The following is a 19,230-nucleotide window of genomic DNA, read 5'->3' as shown; positions in this document are numbered from 1 at the left end:
CATGCTACAATATGGAGTGCTCTCATATCGTGGGAAAGGATTTGTACATAGTCATGAAACCCATTTTGCTTACCGTCGAGGGGCCGATCGGTATCGGCAAAACATCGCTGTCCCGGGAAATCAGCAAGGCTTTCGGGTTGCGGCTGTTGGAAGAGATCGTCTACGAGAATCCGTTTCTGGGGAAATTTTACGAAAACATCGCGGAGTGGAGTTTCCAATTGGAGATGTTTTTTCTTTGCAACCGCTACAAGCAGCTGCAGGACATCCGCTCCCAGTACCTGCAGCAGGGCGTGTCCGTCGTGTCCGATTACAACATTTTCAAGAACACGATCTTTGCCAAAAGGACCCTTGACGGCGAAAATTTGCCAAAGTATTTAAAGATTTACGACATTCTCACCGAAGGCCTGCCGCAAGCCAACCTGGTCGTCTACCTGACCGCTTCGATCGACACCGTCATGAAGCGGATCAAGATGCGCGACCGGGACGTGGAGCGCAACATGGATGTGGGGTACATGAAAAACCTGATCGCCGATTACGACGAATTTATGAAAGCGTTTGAACAGCGTCATCCCGATACGCCGGTGATCAAGTTTCACTGCGACGATCTGGATTTTGTGCACAGGCCGGAGGATCTTGCCTACGTGCTCGGTCAGATCGGGCCGCAGATCAGGGCGCTGCAGGAATCGTGAGCGATTCCGCAGACCAACCGCAACTACAGGAGAAGGAGTTACGTCATGTCAGGATTCAGGAACAGCCATCTTCGCGAAAAATACGGCATACCGAGTAACGCGGTGATTACCATTGGCGGAACGGTCGGGGTGGGCAAGTCCACGTTTACGCGCGCGCTGGCGGAGCTGTTGGGCTTCCGCGTCTCCGTGGAAAAGGTGGACAACAATCCATATCTGGGCCGCTTTTACGAGGACCTCTCGCGCTGGGGCTTTCACCTCCAGATTTTCTTTCTGGCGGAGCGCTTCAAGGAACAGAAGCGCATGTTTGAATACGGCGGGGGGTTCGTTCAGGACCGTTCGATTTACGAGGACACGGGCATCTTTGCCCGCATGCTGTACGAACAGGGGCACATGACCGAGGAAGATTACCAGACCTACTCCCAGCTTTTTGAAGCGATGGTGATGACCCCGTACTTTCCTCATCCCGACCTGTTGATTTATCTGGAGGGCAGTTTTGAGGAGATTCTCAGCCGGGTAAAGGAGCGGGGGCGGCCGATGGAACAGCGCACCCCGATCGAGTACTGGCGGGATTTGTACGAACGGTACGAAGCCTGGATTTGCTCGTTTTCCGCCTGTCCTGTCCTGAGGATCAACATCAACGAGTACGACGTGGTGGCCGACCAGTCCTCGGTGGAAGTGGTCCTGTCCCGGGTGGCGGAAAAAATCCGCCTGGGTCGGTCGTTCCGCCGCTAGGCCGCGAAGTGATCCCCCTGACGGCGTGTGTCATGCCGCGTCCAGGGGGATTTTTTTACAGCGGATCGGCGCGATTGTCAGTCCGTAGGACCTGTACTGTCGCGAAGGGCGAGGTTCTCCGCATTGCGCTGCACTTCGAGGTGAGCGAATGGGCTTTGGACCAATCCGGCTGTGGTATAATAGTGGCATCTTGGAAATCAAAGGAGCTCAGAAATGGCAGAAGATTGGTTTGAACGCAGCTTTCGTGAAGATTACGTGCTGGTGTATCAACACCGCGACGATGCTTCGGCAGACGAGGAGATCGCCAATCTGCTGGAGCGGCTGCCGATCAAGCGCACGGGCAGGGTGCTGGACCTCTGCTGCGGGAGCGGACGTCACTCGCGAGCGTTGGCCCGCCGGGGATACGACGTGGTCGGGGTGGATTTGTCGTCTGTCCTGCTGCAGTTGGCAGAGGAGCAGAACTCATTTCCCAACCTGCGTTTTTACCGCTACGACATGCGCCACATCCCGTTTCGGGAAGAGTTTGACATCGTCGTCAACCTGTTTACCAGCTTCGGTTACTTTACCTCCGACGCGGAAAACGAACAGGTGGTCCACAACATGGCCGCCGCATTGAAACCGGGCGGTGAAGTCGTCATTGATTACCTCAATCCAGCCTACGTCAAGGCTCATCTTGTGCCGCGCTCGACGAAAGAGGTCACCGGTTTGTTCATTGAGGAAGAGCGCTGGATCGAAGACGGGTTTGTCAAAAAGCGGATCGTCGTCAACGATGCGGAGCAGTCCGAGCCCCGCATCTATCTGGAGCAGGTGCGCCTGTTCTCCGTGGAAGAGATGACGGCCATGCTGCGCCGGGCCGGTTTTGAACGGATCGAAATTTACGGCGATTACGAATTCCGGCCGTACGCAGCGGAAACGTCACCGCGCATGATTTTCTACGCCCATAAGTGTCAGGCGACGAGCTGATCAGCGTGACTAACCGGACGTGTCAGTGAATAAGATGGTGATAATTCCGTTCACTGAACGAAGGGGGCGTGCTGATGACCAGACTGACACTGGAACAGGTGAAAGTGTACATGAACAAAGTGCCCGGCTGGAGGCTGGTGGAAGACCGGATGGCGTTGGCCCGCACGTACCACTGTGCCGATTTTGCTTCCGCCGTCAGCTTTGTCAACCGCGTGGCGGAGCAGTTGGAACACGACAGCCAGCATGTGGAAATCCTCATCTCCGGCGGGGCGGTCACGTTTACGCTGACGACCCGGGACGCGAAAGGACTGACGGGTAAGGATTTTGCCCTCGCCCAGACGATCAGCAAGTTTAGCTAGAACGGCAGTTGCGCCGCCCTGTTCATCCGGGCGGCATTTTTGTTTGGCGGCTGGGTCTGGTAAGATGGGGTTGTGCACATAATGAAACGGAGGGAGTCACATGGATATTCACCAGCACGCTCAGTTGATTGCGGTTCTGGAAAAGGACTTTCGCGGGCAGGCGGCCGAGATTCAGTTTACCCAGTGGGACAGTGACGGCGAAGACGAGGAAGTGACGCAGTTTCGCGGTGAGTTGAGTGACGTGCGGCTGTCGGACAACGAGTTTGGGGAAAAGGATTTGCAGATGTCGTTTGCGATTGACGGCGACCAGGTCGTGGACATCCTCATGGAGATTCCAGCAGATGAAGAGGATTTGGCCGCTTTTGTCGACGGGCGTCTTTCCATTTTCGGCACGGAAGCTGAGATCGTCCTGAAACGATAAGAAACCGGCTGTTCTGTACACTTGCAATAAACGGCCAGTTTGGCTGCATGCGACAGGAGGCAGGAAATGGCGGATGATCACGATGGTCACGCGCTTGAAACCTGTGTGCATTGTGGTATGATGAGAACGTCAACTAGAGTTGATTGGCAAAGGAGCAACAGCGATGAAAGCTAAGACGACAAAAGAGTCCCGAACCATCCAGGCTTCTCTGGTACTGCCGTCCGATACCAACTATCACAATACGATGTTTGGCGGGAAAATGATGTCCTATATCGACGAAGTGGCAGCCATTGCCGCCATGCGCCACTGCCGTCGGCCGGTCGTCACCGCATCCATCGACTCCATCGACTTTTTGACCCCTGTCAAGATGGGCCAATCCATCTGCCTGGAGGCGATCGTCTCCTCGACGGGTACGACGTCGATGGAAGTGTTTGTGAAAATCATATCCGAGAACTTGATGACCGGGGAGCGTGCCCTGACTGCTACCTCGTTCCTGACCTTCGTCGCTCTCGACGAAGACGGCAAGCCGACACCGGTTCCGCCGGTCATTCCGGAAACAGAAGAGGAAAAGTACCTGTTTGAGACCGCCGAAGAGCGGAAGCAGATGCGCAAGGAACGAAAGCGCAGCACGGAAGCGTTCGTCGGCCAGTTAAACATCAAGAAAAACATTTGACCCGCATTGTCACAGCAGAAAAAACCCCGCGGATGTTCATCACATCCGGCGGGGTTTTGTTGTGTCATCTGTGGATGCTGTTCTCATTTGTGTCAACAGGATCGCGTCGGAGGGGCGGGGAAAGACCTCGCCTGTCTCATGACCTTCTCACTCCACAAAACGCTTTCGGATCTCCGGTGTGGGCAGCAGGCATTGTTCCTTTCGTCCAAACCAGCGATAGCGGTTGCGGGCAATCCAGTTGTACACACAGTCCCGTACAGGACGGGGAATCATTAGTCCCAGCGAGGAGAGCAGAGGCCACCACCCGTTCAGCTTGCGGCCGACGCGAAGGATTGCGTCAGAGCGGGTGTACAGCCGGTCTCCATCGATCAGCACGACGGTGCGCAGCTCGTCTGCGAGAAAGCTGTGTCCGGCGAGCAGATGGCGGGCTGTCTCCGACTGAAGCGAAGCGAAGCGGATCTGTCCGGCTGGATCGCGCGGGATGATAAACCGGACAGCGCCGTGGCAGAGGTTGCAGACGCCGTCAAACAGCAGGATGACTTCCGAGCGGGGCGGCTTGTTCATCGTAAGCGCCTCCTGTCACGTAAAATCGGTGCGAAAGAGGAGGGGCATGAACGTGTCAGGCCAACCGCAGACGGCATCATCTGGTTGCGAGCCGCCGCAGTTTCCTCCCCCTTTCAGCATACCAGATCTGCGGCTGCTTCTCCATTGTCTGGAAACGATGGAGGCGGTTTCATAAAACCTTACCAGACCAGCACACCGCTTCGGATCAGCTCTTCTGCTTTGGCCATGTCGACGTGCATCTCCCGGTCTTCCGTCAGGCGCGGAATTTCGCGACGGATGAGCTCATAGGCCCGCTGTGTGCCCTCTCCCAATCGGCCGCTGCCAAACTCGATTGCCTGGGCAGCCGCCAGGTATTCGATCGCCAGCACCTTGGCCGTATTGGCGACAACGGTGCGCAGTTTGCGCGCAGCTGTCGTGCCCATGCTGACGTGATCCTCCTGGTTGGCTGAGGAGGGGATCGAGTCGACTGAAGCGGGATGGCACAAGACCTTGTTCTCCGAGACGATCGACGCCGCAGCGTATTGGGTGATCATGAACCCGGAGTGCAGTCCGCCGTGTTCCGTCAAAAAACCGGGCAGACCGCTGAGCTGCGGATTGACCAGCCGTTCTGTTCGCCGTTCGGAAATGTTGGCCAACTCGGCGATCGCAATGGCGAGAAAATCGGCTGCCAGCGCCATGGGCTGACCGTGGAAGTTGCCGCCCGAGATCACCTCTCCGGTGTCGGAGAAGAGGATGGGATTGTCGGTAACGCTGTTGCATTCCCGTGTGACGGCCGTCCAGACGTATTCCAGTGCGTCGCGCGTCGCTCCGTGGACCTGGGGAATGCAGCGAAGGCTGTACGCGTCCTGGACGCGCAGTTCGCCCGGAGCGGTTGTTCGTTCGCTGCCGTGCAGGTGAGCCAGCAGCCGGCGCGCTGACTCCTGCTGCCCCGGATGCGGGCGGGTGAGATGGAGCTGCGGATCAAACGCTTTCGGGATGCCGCGCAGCGCCTCCACGGTCATCGCGGCGATCACCTCGGCGCTCTCCATCAGGATGCGGGCGTCATGCAGGGCGATGGCGAGCAAGGCTGTCATCGCCTGCGTGCCGTTGATCAGTGCCAATCCTTCCTTGGCCTCCAGGCGGATCGGCTCCAGGCCGGCGGCTTGCAGTGCCTCTGCGCCGGACAGGCGCTTGCCCTGATATTCCGCTTCTCCCTTGCCCAACATCACCAGCACCATGTGGGCGAGCGGGGCGAGGTCCCCGCTGGCGCCGAGTGATCCCTGTTGGGGGATGATGGGGTGGACGCCACGATTGCACATCTCGACCAACAATTGCAGCGTTTCTTCTCTTATGCCGGAATACCCTTTGGCCAGCGCGTTGATGCGCAGGGCCATGATCGCCCGGACCACCTCTGCCGGATAGGGCTCCCCCATGGCGCAGGCGTGGCTGACAATCAGGTTTTCCTGCAGTTGGTGAATGTCCGCGTCGGGAATGACGACGTCGGAAAATTTGCCAAAACCGGTGGTAATGCCGTACACCACGCGACGTTCCCGCACCATGCGGTCCACCAGGGAGCGGGAGCGGCGGACCTGTTCTGCCGCTTCGGGGGTGAGTTGGATTTTTGCCCCGCAGCGGGCAATGGCTGTCACCTGATCAATCGACAAATGATTGCCATCCAGAAAAATGACGGTTTGTTGATTGCTCATGTTTGTCCTCCTTTTACCAATTAGTGTGTCATGCACATGGTTTTTTCTGCGTTAGCAAAGCAGAGAACAAAAAGGAAGAGGGGATAGGATGTTTGATCCTATCCCCTCTTTCAGGGTATCTATGCAGTTGGCAAAACGTGCGAGACGCCCGCCTGGCATGCGTTTCCCTACTTTCTGTCCTCTCGAATATTTAGATGATTTCATCTTTTTTAATTGTACCTGATCGAGACAAGCAGTCAAGGGGGAATCCCGTCACGGCGTTTGCTCGGCAAAGGCAAAAAACGGGCTCAGCTAATTCGGTATAAGTAGGCAGGTGTCGTTTCTCGGAGAGGGTGAATGTCATACCATGTACTGTGCGATTTTACCAGAAAGGATGTGTGACTGTGGAGAAACGACGCAAGATTCCGCCGATGCCTCCGGCGATGCCAATGCCCAAACGGAAGCCGAAGGAAAAGCCGCTGCCACATATGCCGTCGCCGAACATGCCGTCACCGAACATGCCGTCGCCAAACATGCCGTCGCCGAACATGCCGTCGCCGAACATGCCGTCGCCGAACATGCCGTCACCGAACATGCCGTCGCCGAACATGCCGTCGCCGAACATGCCGTCGCCGAACATGCCGTCGCCGAATATGCCATCGCCCAACATACCGAGGAGACCACCGTGTGTTCGGCCCAACGTGCCCTTCAGGCCGCCGAACGTCAGCCCCAATATGCCGCACCCGCCCAGTTCCGAATGGCGCAGGCATGACAGAAGGAGGGGCAGCGACCGCGATTGGGAAAAATACTATTACCACCAGGAGCGGATGCATCACTACAAGCAAAGATGCGAGCAGTACCGTCATCATCGCCGAAAATACGGCAAGTACTACGAACTGTACTCGCACCACAAACGGAGAATGCGCCACTACTACGAACGCTGCATGTATGAGAGCACGGGTTGCAGTTCGTGCGGATGCGACTCGTCGTCCTACCGCTCCAGTTCCAGTTGCGGCTGCGGCTGCGGTGGCCGGTGCCGCTCCTAAACAAATAATACGCAGCGACGCCGTTCCCAGTGAGCGGCGTTTTTGCGTGACGCGCTCCTGCATGAAGCGGTTCGTTTGGGGAAACCTATCTGCCAAACGAATCAACGAATCATCAAAGGAGACTGGAAATGGAGCACTACTTGTCAGAGCAGTATCGGGAAGGATTGCAGGCGTTTGGACGAATGATGCCCGAAGCGCTGAACGCTTATAACCGGTTTACCAGCGAGTGTTTTTCCCCTGGCGAGCTGTCGTCAAAGGAGAAGCACCTGATGGCACTCGGCATCTCGCTGTTCGCCGGAAATGAGCACTGCATTGTCTATCACCTGGAAGCGGCGCTGGCGGAAGGCGCGAGCGAACGAGAAATTACCGAGACTGTGGCAGTGGCAGGGGCGTTCGGTGGGGGGACGACGCTGTCGCACGGCGTCATATTGATCCATGAGGTCATGGAAGAAAAAAAGCTCAGCGTGTAGACAAAGTACGTGGCGCATGGGTGATCGGGACCGCTCGCTCTCTTGACGACCAGCAAAGAAAGTAGATAGCGTCCGCTTCAAAACGCGACGCGGGCAGGGGGCAAACATCTGGGTATTTCGAGGAAGTGAGACCTGTACCCCCTGTCTTCCCCGCGTCTTTCGTTTTTCCGCTGGGCAGGTCGTCAAAGGAGCTCGCTTGGTCCATCACTCCATGCCATGTCCTTTTTCTCCACCTTCGGTTGATCGGTGTGCAGGCCTTGCCAACCTCCATGCAACCTCCACGATAAAAAAGCACGTTGTCTTCAGTTTGTGCGGAGCAGCCCGACAGGGGCTGCTCTGCTTTTATGTAAAAATATGGGATTGTCTGCTTGGCTCACTTCTCAGGTATAGCCGGTCAAATGGCACGTACAATGTACTAATCGCTGCACAAGCTGTAGAAATGTCGTGCCGAGAGGAGGAATGGCAGTGACGAACGGATTGCAGGATCAGTGGAATCACTGCTGGATCAACGGGGAGAAACACTGCCTGCCGACTGCGCTGGACGTGACGAATCCCGCGACGGGAGAGATGGTCGGCAGGGTGCCGCTGGGAGGCGAACGAGAAGCGCGGCTGGCCGTCGATGCGGCGGCACAGGCCTTTCCGCAATGGGCTCAGCTTCCAGCCCAAACGCGCGCCGGTTACCTCATGGAGTGGGCCGAGCGGATCGTCCGGGACCGGGACGTGCTGGCGGAACTGTTGACAGCGGAACAGGGCAAGCCGCTGGATGAAGCGCGTGACGAGCTCGAAGGTGCCGCTGCGTTTATCCGCTGGTACGCCGAAGAGGGAAAACGCGCATACGGTGAGGTGATTCCCGCCTCCAGACACCAGCAGCGCATCATGGTGCTGCGCCAGCCCGTAGGTGTAGCCGCGCTGATCACGCCGTGGAACTACCCGGCCGCGATGGTGGCGCGCAAAATGGCTCCGGCGCTCGCGGCGGGATGCACCGCAGTGCTGAAGCCGGCACGGCAGACGCCGTTGATTGCCGTAGCGCTGTTCGATCGTCTGATGGAGACGGGGCTGCCCGCCGGAGCGGCCAACCTGGTGACGGGCGCGGCCGATGCGATTGGCGGCACGTGGCTGTCTGACTCCCGTGTACGCAAAATTTCGTTTACCGGCTCTACGGAAGTGGGCAAGCAGTTGATGCGCAGGGCGGCCGACCAGGTCAAGCGGCTTTCGCTGGAACTGGGCGGAAACGCCCCGGTGATCGTCTTTCCCGATGCCGATCTGGAGCGGGCAGCCGAAGCCATCGTCGCCAACAAGTTTGAAAATGCCGGACAGATGTGCAACGGGATCAACGTCATTTACGCCCACCAGGAGATCGCAGACGCGCTGACCGAGCGGATCGTCGCCCGGGTGCGCCATTTGCGGGTGGGTGCGGGGACGGAACCGTGCGTGCAGGTGGGGCCGCTGATCGACGAGAACGCCGTTCACCGGGCAGAGCAGTTGGTGGCGGACGCCCGTGAAAAAGGCGCGCGCGTCCTGACGGGCGGTTACCGGCTGACGGCGGGGGCGTATGCTCGCGGCCATTTCTTTGCACCCACCGTGCTGGACGGCGTCACCCGTGCCATGGCCGTCACCCGCGAGGAAATTTTCGGCCCGATTGCCCCCATTGTCCGTTTTGCATCAGAGGAAGAGGTACTCCGCTGGGCCAACGAGACCCCGTACGGGTTGGCAGCGTACGTCTTCACGCGCGATTTGGGCCGCTCCTGGCGGATGAGTGAAGCGCTGGAGTTTGGCATGGTGGCGGTAAATGGCACGTCGCTCAGCGTTCCGCAGGCGCCGTTCGGCGGGATCAAGGAAAGCGGCGTTGGGCGCGAAGGCGGGCATCACGGCTTGGCCGAATTCATGGACGTCAAATACGTTGCTTTGACACTGCCTGATTGAGAGGGGAAGGTCAACCTGACGATGCCATAGAGAGGAGTGGGTATCGATGACGGAATCAGCAAGAGGACTGCTGAGCGTGGAAGAATTGGAGCACGCCATGCGCAGAGGCGAGATTGACAATTTGATGATCGCCATCGTCGACATGCAGGGACGTCTGATGGGAAAGCGGTTGACGGCCGATTACTGCCTGCGCAGCGGTCTGCGCAAAGGGACGCACTTTTGCACCTACCTGTTGGGGACCGATATGGAGATGAATACGCCGCCCGGCTACGCGCTGATGAACTGGGAGAGCGGGTATGGCGATTGGCTGGCGATGCCTGACTGGAGCACGCTTAGAATCGTGCCCTGGCAGGAGAAGACGGCACTCGTCCTGGCCGACGCAGTGGATGAACAGACCGGCCAGTTGATTCCCATCGCGCCGCGCAGTGTGCTGAAACAGCAGCTGGAAAAAGCGGCAAAGCTGGGATTCAGGCCGTTCATGGCGAGCGAACTGGAGTTTTACCTGTTCCGGCAGACGTACGAAGAGATTCATCGCGGCGGGTACGAGGAGCTGCAGCCGGCCGGCCATTACAACGAGGACTACAATCTGCTGCAGGGAACGAGAAATGAACACATTTTACGGAAAATTCGGAATCTGATGCTGGCAGCGGGCATTCCCGTCGAATCGTCCAAGGGAGAAGCGTATGTCGGCCAGCACGAGATTAACATCCACTATGCGGATGCGCTGCAGTCGGCCGACTGGCACGTGCTGTTCAAGCACGGGGCAAAGGAAATCTGCATCCTGGAAGACTGCGCCGTTACGTTTATGGCCAAACCCCACCACCAGTGGACCGGCTCCAGCGGCCACCTGCACCTCAGCTTGTGGGATGCAGACGGCAGGTCCAATCTGTTTTTTGATGACCAGAGCCAGCCGTACGGCATGTCGGCGCTGATGCAGCATTTCCTCGCCGGAGTGATGGCCCACGTACGGGAGTTTTCGCTTTTCTATGCGTCGACAGTCAACGCGTACAAGCGTTATGCCCCGGATAGCTGGGCACCGGTGCACGCAGTGTGGAGCCGCGACAACCGTACCGCCGGTTTCCGCATCGTGGGTGAGGGCAGCAGCCTGCGGATCGAGTCGCGGATTCCGGGCGCGGACATCAACCCGTATCTGGCGTACGCAGCGATGATCGGATCAGGTCTGCTCGGCGTGGAGGAAAGGCTGCCGCTGCCAGGGGAGTGGCGGGGCAACGCCTACTTGGCCGAGGGCGTTCCGCGGGTGCCGTACTCGCTTTACGAGGCGATGAATTTGTGGCGGGAGAGCGAAGCGGTTCGCCGCGTATTTGGCGAAACGGTTGCCGAGCACTACTACAACATGGCCCGGGTGGAACAGCAGGCGTTCAACACCGTGGTGACGGCGTGGGAGCGGGCCCGTTATTTCGAACAGGGATGAGGAGGAGGCAAATATGCGTTTGCAGGACAAAGTGTGCGTCATCACCGGAGCAGGCAGCGGCATGGGACAAACGGCGGCAGCCATGTTTGCGGCTGAAGGAGCCAAGGTGGCCGTCTTTGAAATCAGCGAATCGGCTGGCAGGACGACGGTGGAACGGGTACAGGCGGCGGGCGGCGACGCGTCGCTGTTCGTCTGCGATGTGGCTGACGAGGAGAGTGTCAAGGCGGCTGTAAACGCCACCCTGGAGCGGTATGGCAGGATTGACGTTCTGTACAACAATGCGGGGATCATGCCTGCGGAGGATCACTCCGTCCTGGATACGCCCGTCGAGGTGTGGGACCGCGTGATGGCCGTCAACGTGCGCGGCACGTTTCTGATGTGCAAGCACGTGATTCCGGCGATGATCCGGCAGGGCAAAGGCTCGATTATCAACATTGCCTCATTTGTGGCCTTCATGGGCTGCAGCGTCCCGCAGGATGCCTACACCGCTTCCAAAGGGGCGGTCGTTTCGCTGACGCGCTCACTGGCCATCCAATTCCGTCCCAAAGGAGTCCGTGCCAACGCCATCTGTCCCGGTCCGATCGAAACGCCGCTGTTGACCGAATGGCTGGTAAACGACGAAGAGGCCCGGCGCATCCGTCTGAGCCGGCAGCCGTCCGGCCGTTTCGGCAAACCGGAAGACATCGTTCACTGTGCCGTCTATCTCGCCTCCGACGAGTCCGACTGGACCAACGGGGCGATTCTGAACGTGGACGGCGGCATCACTTGCAACTACTTTTAAGCAGCCCGGCTGGTCCGGGACGTTCTTCATAACGACAGGGGGAGGGAAGCGGGATGCTGCTGCTGGGCCTGGTCCTGTTACTGCTGACAATCGGTGTGGCAGTCGCGATCGGCTACCGCGCCAATGAAAGCGTTCGCCGGTTTGACGAAAGCCGGCACGAGAGTTTTATCGGTTCCAACCGGAACACCTGAGCGAAAGGAGGAGTCGCGGATGCAACGAGACAAACAGCAACAGATTCTGGAGGACAAGAAGGACCTGAACAGGTTCGGATATGCCCAGGAACTGCTGCGTGACATGGGGGGATTCTCCAATTTCGCGATTTCGTTTTCCATCATCTCGATTCTCACCGGAGCGGTGTCGCTCTACGGCCACGGCCTTACCTACGGCGGGCCGGGCATGATGGGCTTCGGCTGGACGATCGTCGCCCTGTTCGTCCTGCTGATCGCCGCTTCCATGGCCGAACTGGCCTCCGCCATCCCGACTGCGGGGGCGCTGTACCACTGGGCAGCCATCCTCGCCAACAAGCGCTGGGGATGGTACACCGCCTGGATCAACCTGATCGGCCAGATCGGGATCGTCGCCGGGATTGACTACTCGTTCGCCCTGTTTGCCGATCCGCTTTTGGCCGGCACGTTCGGGTATACGTCCACGGAGACGACGACATTGGTGCTGTTTGGGATCACCCTGCTGCTGCACGGCGTGTTCAATCACATCGGGATTCGCCTAGTGGCCAGGCTGAACGACTTTTCCGCCTGGTACCACATCGGCGTCGTCGTCATTCTGGTAGGCAGCCTGGCCTTCTTCTCCCGGCACGAACTGCAGCCGTTGGACTATCTGTTCCAGGTGGGGCAGACGTTCTCTGACAAACCGTACGCCCTGGCGTTCCTGATCGGTCTGCTGCAGGCGCAGTGGACATTTACCGGCTACGACGCATCCGCCCACACGATCGAGGAAACGATCAACCCGCGGGTTCGCGCCGCCTGGGGCATTTTCAGTTCCGTAGCCTTTTCATTCATCTTCGGATTTGTGATGCTGGCCTTTGTGACTCTCTCCATCAAGGACGCGGCCGCCGCGAGCGGGGCGGAGAACGCCTTTATCTACGTCATCAGCGAAGCGCTGGGCGGGACGTTCGGGACGGCGGTGCTCTGGCTGGTGACGTTTGCGATGTGGTTTTGCGGCCTCTCGTCTGTCACCTCGTTTTCCCGGATGCTGTACGCGTTTTCCCGCGACAAGGGTATTCCGTGGAGCCGCCATTGGGCACAAATCTCCGTCCGGTACCGCACGCCGGCCAAGGCGATCTGGCTGGTGGTTATCCTGTCCTTTGCCCTGGCACTTTTCGACTACATTTTGAAACGGATCAATCCGGATACCAGCTACACCACGCTCGCTTTTCTGACCGCGGTGAGCGTCGTCGGTTTGTACGTTGCCTACGGCATCCCGCTCTACCTGAAACTGCGGGCGGAGGCAAAAGGTCTGTTCCGGCCCGAGCATTACGGCCCGTGGAATCTCGGTACATGGAGCAAGCCGATTAACGTGATCAGTCTCATCTGGATCGTCTTTATCAGCATCGTAATGGTAATTCCGCCCAATCAAAACGCAGGTTTCGCCTTGATCGGCATGTTCCTGCTCCTGCTGGTCATGGATCTGGCCTACTATCGCCGTCACTTCCCGGGGCCGCAGGCAGCGCTCGACACGTCGGAGGAGGAGATTAAGCGACAGGAGTCACGGTTTGAAAAATGAGCGGAAACGACCAGCCCTTCCAATCTTGGAGGGGCTGTTTCTGTGCTGACAGTCATACGTTCAGATGCAATTATGAGAGAATAGAACTATTTTTAGTAAAATGCGAAAATTAGAAATTTACGTCGTTTGGACAAGTGGTCTATAATGAAATTGTTCCCGCATCTTCAAAAATTCGCCAATTAAGGATAAGGGTGTCTTTTCGTGTACTTCCTTGAAAAAAGGCTGGCCAGCCCACCCGGCTTAGGGCGGATTGATGAATGAAGGGAACACACATCGATTTTATCTGTTTATCAATAATGAGGAGGTTATTGTTCGTGAAAAAGGTCGTCACGGTCGCCCTTGCTCTTACCCTCGTGTCCGGCGGCATGCTGTCCGCATCGGTCGGCGCGGCTTCCACCAACGTTCAAACCTCTGCCAACTTCGCGTCGGTTGAAAAGGTCGGTTCCGTCCAGCCGCAAGTTCTTCCTGCCATCGGCGTAGCCGCCCTGACCGGCGTAGCTGCAGGTGTCGGGAAATACGTCGGCGAGAAAGCTGCTGCATGGGCGCACAAAAAGTATCAACAAAGATGGTCCACTGTGCCTCTGCACGCCAACCAAAACCTGGAAGTTGTGTTTGACAACTAAACCCGGTTTGACTGACAAAAAAGAGGGGAGCGTCCGTGTCTAGGACTCTCCCTCTCTTTTCCCTTCTCCAACCTGTCTGGAAAGGTGGTCAATTCGCGTGGAACTCGGCAAATGGCAAAAGCGACTGCTTGTGTGTTTTCCCGTATTGCTGGTTGCCCTGATGCTGTGGCATTTCAGCATGGTCCTGCTGCACGTGATACCGTTTAACCCGCTGACAAACAAATGGCGGCACATCGTCGACAGCTATACCCATCCGCTTTTTTCGCAAAACTGGCACTTGTTTGCTCCCAATCCGGTGAGCCATAACAGAACGATTTACATACAGGCAAAAGTAAAGGACGCCAACGGCAGCCTGGTGGAAAGCGGCTGGGTCGACATCACCACCCCGCTGATCACCGCCAACTGGGAAGATCGCTTTTCGCCCATCAACCGCATCATGCGTTTCGGCGGGGGCGCGTTCACGCAGGCGTTTCATCAGGATGACGTGATCAACATGTTTGAAGAAAAGAAACAAAAGCGAAACAAGGAAGATCTGAAGCTCCCCAAAGAGGATCTGGAGCTTCTGGATGAATATCGAAAACAAGGGGTGCACCTGTTGTACCGCTACGGCTTTTCCAATGTACCCAAGTACTTTGCCGGCCAGGACGTGGATTCGATTCGCCTGCGTGTCCTCATCCGCTCCAGCAAGCCGTTTTCGGAACGCCACAATCCCAACTATGAGGTCGAAAGTCAGTACGTGGAGTTTGACTGGAAACGATATGAACCTGTGGTGTCTTCAATCTGATAGAGAAGGGGGAGTCCGTACATGGGTAACGCCTTGCGCGCCAACACCAAGCGTCACTGGTTGGATTGGCTGTACCGCGAAGAGTTTTTGATCGGGGCGTCGCTGGCGCGAATCGGATTTGGCCTGATCATTCTGTACATGTACCTGATCCATTACGCGCAGCGCTACCTGCTCTGGTCGGACGCGGGGTTGATTGACCACGAGACCTACGTGGCCGCTTCCATGAAAGACCATTCGTACTCGCTGTACATGTTCAGTCCTTCGCTGGCCTATTTTGACCTGATCTATCACTTGGGAATTGTCGTCACCATCCTCTACCTGATCGGCTGGAAAGGGCGCATCATCTCGGTGCTGAACTTTATCTTCACCATCTCGCTGATGGACCGCAACGTGCTCATTTCAGACGGCGGCGACAACATCCTGCGGCTGGTGCTGTTCTATCTGCTGTTTGCCAACACGACCGCCTACTTTTCCGCAGATGCAAAAGAATACTGGCGCCGTCGTCCGCTGGTGGAACACACCATGTGGTACAAAATCAAGGCGGTGCTGCACAACTTCGCCGTGCTGTTCTGCATCGTCAACCTGTGCATCATGTACCTCGCCTCCGGCCTGTACCAGGTGATGGGGGAGGTCTGGCACAACGGAACGGCGGTGTACTATATCCTGCAGGTGGACGAGTACAGCCACCCGTTTTTCCGAGACCTGATCCTTCATAACGACGTCCTCATCGTGCTGTCGACATACGCTGCAATCATCGTCAAGCTGGCGTTTCCGTTCCTGTTGTTCAACCGCATCACGAAGTACCTGGTCGTCGGCGGCGTGATTGCCTTTCACACCGGCATCGCCGTCGTCATGGGGCTGATCACCTTCTCGGCGATTATGTGCATGATCGACTTTTTGCTGATTACCGACCGGGAGTACCTGCGCATGCATAATGGCCTGGCCCGGCTGTGGCGCCGCGTCCGTCTGGCGCTTCTGACCCGCACCCGTAGGCTCGGGCGCATGGAGCCGGTACGGGCTCAGCGAGTGATCGTGTTTTACGACGGCTGGTGCCCGATGTGTCAAGCTTCGGTCCGGACGCTGAAGAAGCTCGACTGGTTCGGACTGCTGCGCTTTGTCTCGTTCCGGGAACCTGGCGTCTGCGACGTGTACGGCCTGGACCCGCAAAAGGCGGAACAGCGGATGCACAGCAGGCGGGTGAACGACATGGTCATGCGTGACGGCATCCACGCCTTCATCCAGATCAGCAAGCGGCTGGTGCCTATGTGGCCGATCAGTCCGCTCCTGTGCCTGGCCAACCTGCTCGGCATCGGCCAGAAGGCGTATGATTTCGTCGCTTCCCGGCGGACGATCCTGCCTGCCGGCGGCTGCGATGACGCCTGCTATTTGCCGCAAGCGCGCCCGGCCAAACAGGACGCGTAACCAGAAGGACGCGTAAGTCAAGGCGTGATACGGCCTCGTTCGCATACGGCAGGAGCGCAGCAAGAACAAAAGGAGGGCTATGATGGAACAGCGGTACCAGCTCGTGTACAAGAAGACAAAAACATATCGGATCGACTACACGTACGACAATCGGCAGCGTTCGCAGGTGGATTTGTGGCTGGCCCTGCCCGCACCCAGTATGTCACAGCGCAACATTCGCATCCTGTCGCAGACGCCTCCGCAGGAAACGGCTCTGCTGCCGACCGGCAACCCGCTCGCCTACTATGAAATTGGCGCGGGGCAGCGGGTCGTGCTTTCGTTTTCCTTTGACGCGTACGAGACGCGGCTTGTCCCTGTTAAAGCGTCGGGGGACCAGACGGTGCGCGAAACGGACGGGGCGGCGGTACTGACCGATGAGGAGCGGCAGTTTTACCTGCGCTCCACCCCGCTCGTACCGGTGACCGATGAGATTCGCGAAGAGGCGCTGCGCATCGTCGGAGACGCTCGCGAGCCGATCGAACAGGCGCGCAGATTATTTGACCACATTGTCGCTCATTATCGCTATCACTGGCCGCCGCAGGAACGGGGCGCGCTGGCGATGCGCTGCCACAAAAAAGGAGACTGCGGCGAGTTTGCGTTTTTGTTCGCAGCCTATTGCCGGTCGTTGGACATTCCCTGCCGGACGGTGATCGGCGCATGGGCGACTGGTACATTCCAGCCGCATGCGTGGAACGAGTTTTTCGTCGACGGGGTAGGCTGGATTCCGGTTGATGCCAGCGTAGCCGCCGTGATGAAAAATCCGGTGAAACAGCTCGCCTTCGTCACCCGCTACGGGACGAGAAGCTCAGGCCGCAGTTATTTCGGCAATCTGGAAGGCAAGCGGATCATCTTCAGCTTCGACAGCAGTCTGCCGCTGATCCCCGCCTACCCGGATGACACTCAGCCCCCCGTGCCTGAGGGGTACCAGTCGTTCATGGTCGGGGGAGAAATGCTGGCCTGGGGCTACCGATCCCAGCAGGGAAACGCGCCCTACCTGCAGCCGGCATATGTCCGGTTTTCCGGAAAACCCGAACCCGACAAGGTGTCGGATTACATGGGGACCTGGCGGGTGCATGAGACCGCGTTTGGTTCCGCCGCGTCCCTGTGGATCAAGCGCATCTCGTTTGTGCTGTTTTTCCTCTTTCTGTTTTTGTATCACGGACTGTCGCTGTTTCAGATGCGGCTGGAGAGGCTCAATACCCTCAGCACCGCCTTCTTTACCCTGTTGCTGCTGACGCTGATCCTGCGGCGGGAAGCGTATTGGGTGACGTATCTGTTTGCTGTCCTGATGACGTTAAGTCTGCTGTCAAGCTTTCAACTTTACTGACCCAGGGAGGGCGTCGTTGTGAAAATGTCGTACAGTTTGATCAAGCAGCGGTGGAACCGTGAAGGGAAGATGGCCTGGGGCAAATGGGCTCAGTATTCGCTGTTGGGGATTGTCCTCAGTTCCCTGCTGTTTACCTTGTGCGTGCTGGCGTTCCAAGCGATCGAGCCCGCCGTAAAGCCGCTTTTGGTGACGCTGTGGCAGGCCGCCTCGCTGCCGCCCGAGCAAACCGGTCAATTGGTGATGACCCTGCTCAACGTGATGTGCCATTTCGTTACGTTCAGTCTCATCGTTCACCTGTCGGGAAAAAAGGTGAAGCAGGCGCCGTTTAAGGTGGGGACGGCTGCATGTGTGACCACCTGGCTGGTTCCCTGGCTGTATTACTCGGCCGAGCTTGTAAACGGCACCGGATTCGTCACCAGTTTGCTGGAAGTGGTGGAGATGCTGCTCTATGTCTTTACGCTTTTTTTGGCGGTTTATCTGCCTTACGAGCGGTTTATCAAGGAAGCGCCGCAGGGAACGGAGCAGACCTGCCTGGAACATAACGGATTGGCCTAAAGAAACCGGCAGCCGCCAGAACAGCCATCCCGCAGTCTTCATTGCCGGGTGGCTGTTTTGTCTTTACTGGATGGCAGATGTTCCTCTGCACTTGATGGAAAAAGAAATTCGTGCGATTCCGCTCGTATCCTTGTATACTCATAATAATCAAAATGTTTCGCGTAAAGGAGTGGAGAGAGATGAACGAACAGCTGGCCATCGAACTGCGGGACGTTTCCTGGCAGCGAGAGGAGAGGTATATCCTGCGCGGGATCAATTGGCAGGTAAAACAAGGAGAGCACTGGTGTCTGGTGGGGCAGAACGGCTCCGGCAAGACCAGCCTGCTGAACATCATCTGCGGCTACGAGTGGCCGACGGCGGGGCAGGTCTCTGTATTGGGCCAGCGCTACGGCACGGTGGACCTCCGTGAGGTGCGAAAATCAATCGGCTGGGTCAGCTCAGCACTGATGGCCCGACTGCACGAACGCGAGACGGCACTGCGGGTCGTCCTCAGCGGCAGGGAGGCGAGCATCGGGTTGTACTCGGTGCCTAAGGAGGGTGATCTGCAAAAGGCAGCGGAACTGCTGGAGATGTTTGGGTGTGCATCGCTCATCCACAGCCCCTACCGGACGCTCTCCCAGGGAGAACGGCAAAAGGTGCTGATCGCCCGGGCGCTGATGGCATCGCCGCGCCTTTTGATATTGGATGAGCCGTGTACCGGTCTCGACCTGCTGGCCCGGGAACAGCTGCTGGACATGATCAGCCAGATCGCTCGTCAGCCGGACGGTCCCACGCTCTTGTACGTCACCCATCACATCGAAGAAATCCTGCCGTGCTTCACGCATGCCCTGCTGCTGAAAAACGGCGAGGTGGACCGGGCGGGGCGAACGGCTGACGTCTTGACAGAAGCCGAACTGAGCCGCTTCTTCGGTGTGCCGATCGCGATTCGGCAGGCACAGGGGAGGACCTGGGTCAGTCTGGCAGAGACGTCGTCCGCTTGTTAGCCGCTTTTTCGACGGCATGCCTCTCCGCATTCGTGTATAA

At 57.8% G+C, this 19,230-nt stretch carries 21 protein-coding genes; 18 read left to right on the top strand and 3 right to left on the bottom strand.

Annotated features, from left to right (window positions below; translation table 11 throughout):
• The first annotated feature begins 53 nt into the window (after positions 1-53).
• The 6 genes from Q7F15_RS12520 to Q7F15_RS12495 all read left to right on the top strand — a co-directional run bounded on the left by Q7F15_RS12520 (position 54) and on the right by Q7F15_RS12495 (position 3,837).
• Positions 54-689 carry a deoxynucleoside kinase gene (locus Q7F15_RS12520; protein WP_171566482.1) on the top strand — a complete coding sequence of 212 codons (636 nt, stop codon included), beginning with the start codon at positions 54-56 and terminating at the stop codon, positions 687-689.
• Between the two features lie 45 nt (positions 690-734).
• Positions 735-1,421, top strand: a complete 687-nt coding sequence (locus tag Q7F15_RS12515; protein ID WP_171566483.1) for a deoxynucleoside kinase — start codon at positions 735-737, stop codon at positions 1,419-1,421.
• Between the two features lie 213 nt (positions 1,422-1,634).
• Positions 1,635-2,384, top strand: coding sequence for a class I SAM-dependent methyltransferase (locus Q7F15_RS12510; protein ID WP_171566484.1), 750 nt, complete (start codon positions 1,635-1,637; stop codon positions 2,382-2,384).
• Positions 2,385-2,458: 74 nt separating this feature from the next.
• Positions 2,459-2,743, top strand: a complete 285-nt coding sequence (locus Q7F15_RS12505; protein ID WP_171566485.1) for a 4a-hydroxytetrahydrobiopterin dehydratase — start codon at positions 2,459-2,461, stop codon at positions 2,741-2,743.
• Positions 2,744-2,843: 100 nt separating this feature from the next.
• Positions 2,844-3,164, top strand: coding sequence for a hypothetical protein (locus tag Q7F15_RS12500; RefSeq protein ID WP_171566486.1), 321 nt, complete (start codon positions 2,844-2,846; stop codon positions 3,162-3,164).
• A gap of 163 nt (positions 3,165-3,327) precedes the next feature.
• Positions 3,328-3,837 carry an acyl-CoA thioesterase gene (locus tag Q7F15_RS12495; protein WP_171566487.1) on the top strand — a complete coding sequence of 170 codons (510 nt, stop codon included), beginning with the start codon at positions 3,328-3,330 and terminating at the stop codon, positions 3,835-3,837.
• A 147-nt stretch (positions 3,838-3,984) separates the two neighbouring features.
• Here the strand turns inward: Q7F15_RS12495 and Q7F15_RS12490 are convergent, their stop codons facing one another.
• The 3 genes from Q7F15_RS12490 to Q7F15_RS12480 all read right to left on the bottom strand — a co-directional run bounded on the left by Q7F15_RS12490 (position 3,985) and on the right by Q7F15_RS12480 (position 6,798).
• A complete protein-coding gene (locus Q7F15_RS12490) occupies positions 3,985-4,401 on the bottom strand; it encodes a thiol-disulfide oxidoreductase DCC family protein (RefSeq protein WP_171566488.1) in 417 nt (138 codons plus the stop codon).
• 179 nt (positions 4,402-4,580) lie between these two features.
• The gene (gene hutH, locus Q7F15_RS12485) at positions 4,581-6,086 is read right to left on the bottom strand and encodes a histidine ammonia-lyase (protein WP_171566489.1); all 1,506 of its coding nucleotides are present in this window, start codon (positions 6,084-6,086) and stop codon (positions 4,581-4,583) included.
• A gap of 361 nt (positions 6,087-6,447) precedes the next feature.
• Positions 6,448-6,798 (bottom strand): hypothetical protein, encoded by a 351-nt coding sequence (locus Q7F15_RS12480; RefSeq protein ID WP_171566490.1) that lies wholly within the window; start codon positions 6,796-6,798, stop codon positions 6,448-6,450.
• A gap of 441 nt (positions 6,799-7,239) precedes the next feature.
• Here Q7F15_RS12480 and Q7F15_RS12475 point away from each other — a divergent pair, with 441 nt between their 5' ends.
• The 12 genes from Q7F15_RS12475 to Q7F15_RS12420 all read left to right on the top strand — a co-directional run bounded on the left by Q7F15_RS12475 (position 7,240) and on the right by Q7F15_RS12420 (position 19,190).
• The gene (locus tag Q7F15_RS12475; RefSeq protein WP_171566492.1) at positions 7,240-7,581 is read left to right on the top strand and encodes a carboxymuconolactone decarboxylase family protein; all 342 of its coding nucleotides are present in this window, start codon (positions 7,240-7,242) and stop codon (positions 7,579-7,581) included.
• Positions 7,582-8,046: 465 nt separating this feature from the next.
• On the top strand, positions 8,047-9,504 hold the full coding sequence (locus tag Q7F15_RS12470; RefSeq protein ID WP_409978418.1) for an NAD-dependent succinate-semialdehyde dehydrogenase: 1,458 nt from the start codon (positions 8,047-8,049) through the stop codon (positions 9,502-9,504).
• A gap of 46 nt (positions 9,505-9,550) precedes the next feature.
• Entirely contained in the window at positions 9,551-10,936 is a 1,386-nt protein-coding gene (locus Q7F15_RS12465) for a glutamine synthetase family protein (protein WP_230076791.1), read from the top strand.
• Positions 10,937-10,949: 13 nt separating this feature from the next.
• Complete coding sequence (locus Q7F15_RS12460; RefSeq protein WP_171566495.1) at positions 10,950-11,717, top strand: SDR family NAD(P)-dependent oxidoreductase; 768 nt, start codon at positions 10,950-10,952, stop codon at positions 11,715-11,717.
• 53 nt (positions 11,718-11,770) lie between these two features.
• Positions 11,771-11,908: a hypothetical protein gene (locus tag Q7F15_RS12455; protein ID WP_171566496.1), complete on the top strand. Its 138-nt coding sequence runs from the start codon at positions 11,771-11,773 to the stop codon at positions 11,906-11,908.
• Between the two features lie 19 nt (positions 11,909-11,927).
• Positions 11,928-13,457: an amino acid permease gene (locus tag Q7F15_RS12450; RefSeq protein WP_171566497.1), complete on the top strand. Its 1,530-nt coding sequence runs from the start codon at positions 11,928-11,930 to the stop codon at positions 13,455-13,457.
• A 314-nt stretch (positions 13,458-13,771) separates the two neighbouring features.
• Positions 13,772-14,080 carry a hypothetical protein gene (locus Q7F15_RS12445; RefSeq protein ID WP_171566498.1) on the top strand — a complete coding sequence of 103 codons (309 nt, stop codon included), beginning with the start codon at positions 13,772-13,774 and terminating at the stop codon, positions 14,078-14,080.
• Between the two features lie 97 nt (positions 14,081-14,177).
• A complete protein-coding gene (locus Q7F15_RS12440) occupies positions 14,178-14,864 on the top strand; it encodes a DUF5819 family protein (protein WP_304414439.1) in 687 nt (228 codons plus the stop codon).
• A 21-nt stretch (positions 14,865-14,885) separates the two neighbouring features.
• Positions 14,886-16,286, top strand: coding sequence for a DCC1-like thiol-disulfide oxidoreductase family protein (locus Q7F15_RS12435; protein ID WP_171566500.1), 1,401 nt, complete (start codon positions 14,886-14,888; stop codon positions 16,284-16,286).
• Between the two features lie 82 nt (positions 16,287-16,368).
• Positions 16,369-17,652, top strand: coding sequence for a transglutaminase-like domain-containing protein (locus Q7F15_RS12430; RefSeq protein ID WP_171566501.1), 1,284 nt, complete (start codon positions 16,369-16,371; stop codon positions 17,650-17,652).
• 18 nt (positions 17,653-17,670) lie between these two features.
• Positions 17,671-18,207 carry a hypothetical protein gene (locus tag Q7F15_RS12425; RefSeq protein ID WP_212132785.1) on the top strand — a complete coding sequence of 179 codons (537 nt, stop codon included), beginning with the start codon at positions 17,671-17,673 and terminating at the stop codon, positions 18,205-18,207.
• Between the two features lie 179 nt (positions 18,208-18,386).
• On the top strand, positions 18,387-19,190 hold the full coding sequence (locus Q7F15_RS12420; RefSeq protein ID WP_371808905.1) for an ABC transporter ATP-binding protein: 804 nt from the start codon (positions 18,387-18,389) through the stop codon (positions 19,188-19,190).
• Positions 19,191-19,230 lie beyond the last annotated feature (40 nt).

This window comes from Brevibacillus aydinogluensis (assembly GCF_961514395.1).
Lineage (GTDB): Bacteria > Bacillota > Bacilli > Brevibacillales > Brevibacillaceae > Brevibacillus > Brevibacillus aydinogluensis.
Note: the sequence above shows the minus strand (reverse complement) of the source record. Positions and strands in the feature narration are given on the sequence as shown.

What these genes read in the sequence shown, in the direction of transcription:
- Q7F15_RS12490 (WP_171566488.1), bottom strand. Translation starts at nt 4,401, where the DNA reads ATGAACAAGCCGCCCCGCTCGGAAGTCATCCTGCTGTTTGACGGCGTC.
- Q7F15_RS12495 (WP_171566487.1), top strand. Translation starts at nt 3,328, where the DNA reads ATGAAAGCTAAGACGACAAAAGAGTCCCGAACCATCCAGGCTTCTCTG.
- Q7F15_RS12505 (WP_171566485.1), top strand. Translation starts at nt 2,459, where the DNA reads ATGACCAGACTGACACTGGAACAGGTGAAAGTGTACATGAACAAAGTG.
- Q7F15_RS12510 (WP_171566484.1), top strand. Translation starts at nt 1,635, where the DNA reads ATGGCAGAAGATTGGTTTGAACGCAGCTTTCGTGAAGATTACGTGCTG.
- Q7F15_RS12455 (WP_171566496.1), top strand. Translation starts at nt 11,771, where the DNA reads ATGCTGCTGCTGGGCCTGGTCCTGTTACTGCTGACAATCGGTGTGGCA.
- hutH (WP_171566489.1), bottom strand. Translation starts at nt 6,086, where the DNA reads ATGAGCAATCAACAAACCGTCATTTTTCTGGATGGCAATCATTTGTCG.
- Q7F15_RS12430 (WP_171566501.1), top strand. Translation starts at nt 16,369, where the DNA reads ATGGAACAGCGGTACCAGCTCGTGTACAAGAAGACAAAAACATATCGG.
- Q7F15_RS12475 (WP_171566492.1), top strand. Translation starts at nt 7,240, where the DNA reads ATGGAGCACTACTTGTCAGAGCAGTATCGGGAAGGATTGCAGGCGTTT.
- Q7F15_RS12520 (WP_171566482.1), top strand. Translation starts at nt 54, where the DNA reads ATGAAACCCATTTTGCTTACCGTCGAGGGGCCGATCGGTATCGGCAAA.
- Q7F15_RS12515 (WP_171566483.1), top strand. Translation starts at nt 735, where the DNA reads ATGTCAGGATTCAGGAACAGCCATCTTCGCGAAAAATACGGCATACCG.
- Q7F15_RS12460 (WP_171566495.1), top strand. Translation starts at nt 10,950, where the DNA reads ATGCGTTTGCAGGACAAAGTGTGCGTCATCACCGGAGCAGGCAGCGGC.
- Q7F15_RS12435 (WP_171566500.1), top strand. Translation starts at nt 14,886, where the DNA reads ATGGGTAACGCCTTGCGCGCCAACACCAAGCGTCACTGGTTGGATTGG.
- Q7F15_RS12420 (WP_371808905.1), top strand. Translation starts at nt 18,387, where the DNA reads ATGAACGAACAGCTGGCCATCGAACTGCGGGACGTTTCCTGGCAGCGA.
- Q7F15_RS12450 (WP_171566497.1), top strand. Translation starts at nt 11,928, where the DNA reads ATGCAACGAGACAAACAGCAACAGATTCTGGAGGACAAGAAGGACCTG.
- Q7F15_RS12500 (WP_171566486.1), top strand. Translation starts at nt 2,844, where the DNA reads ATGGATATTCACCAGCACGCTCAGTTGATTGCGGTTCTGGAAAAGGAC.
- Q7F15_RS12465 (WP_230076791.1), top strand. Translation starts at nt 9,551, where the DNA reads ATGACGGAATCAGCAAGAGGACTGCTGAGCGTGGAAGAATTGGAGCAC.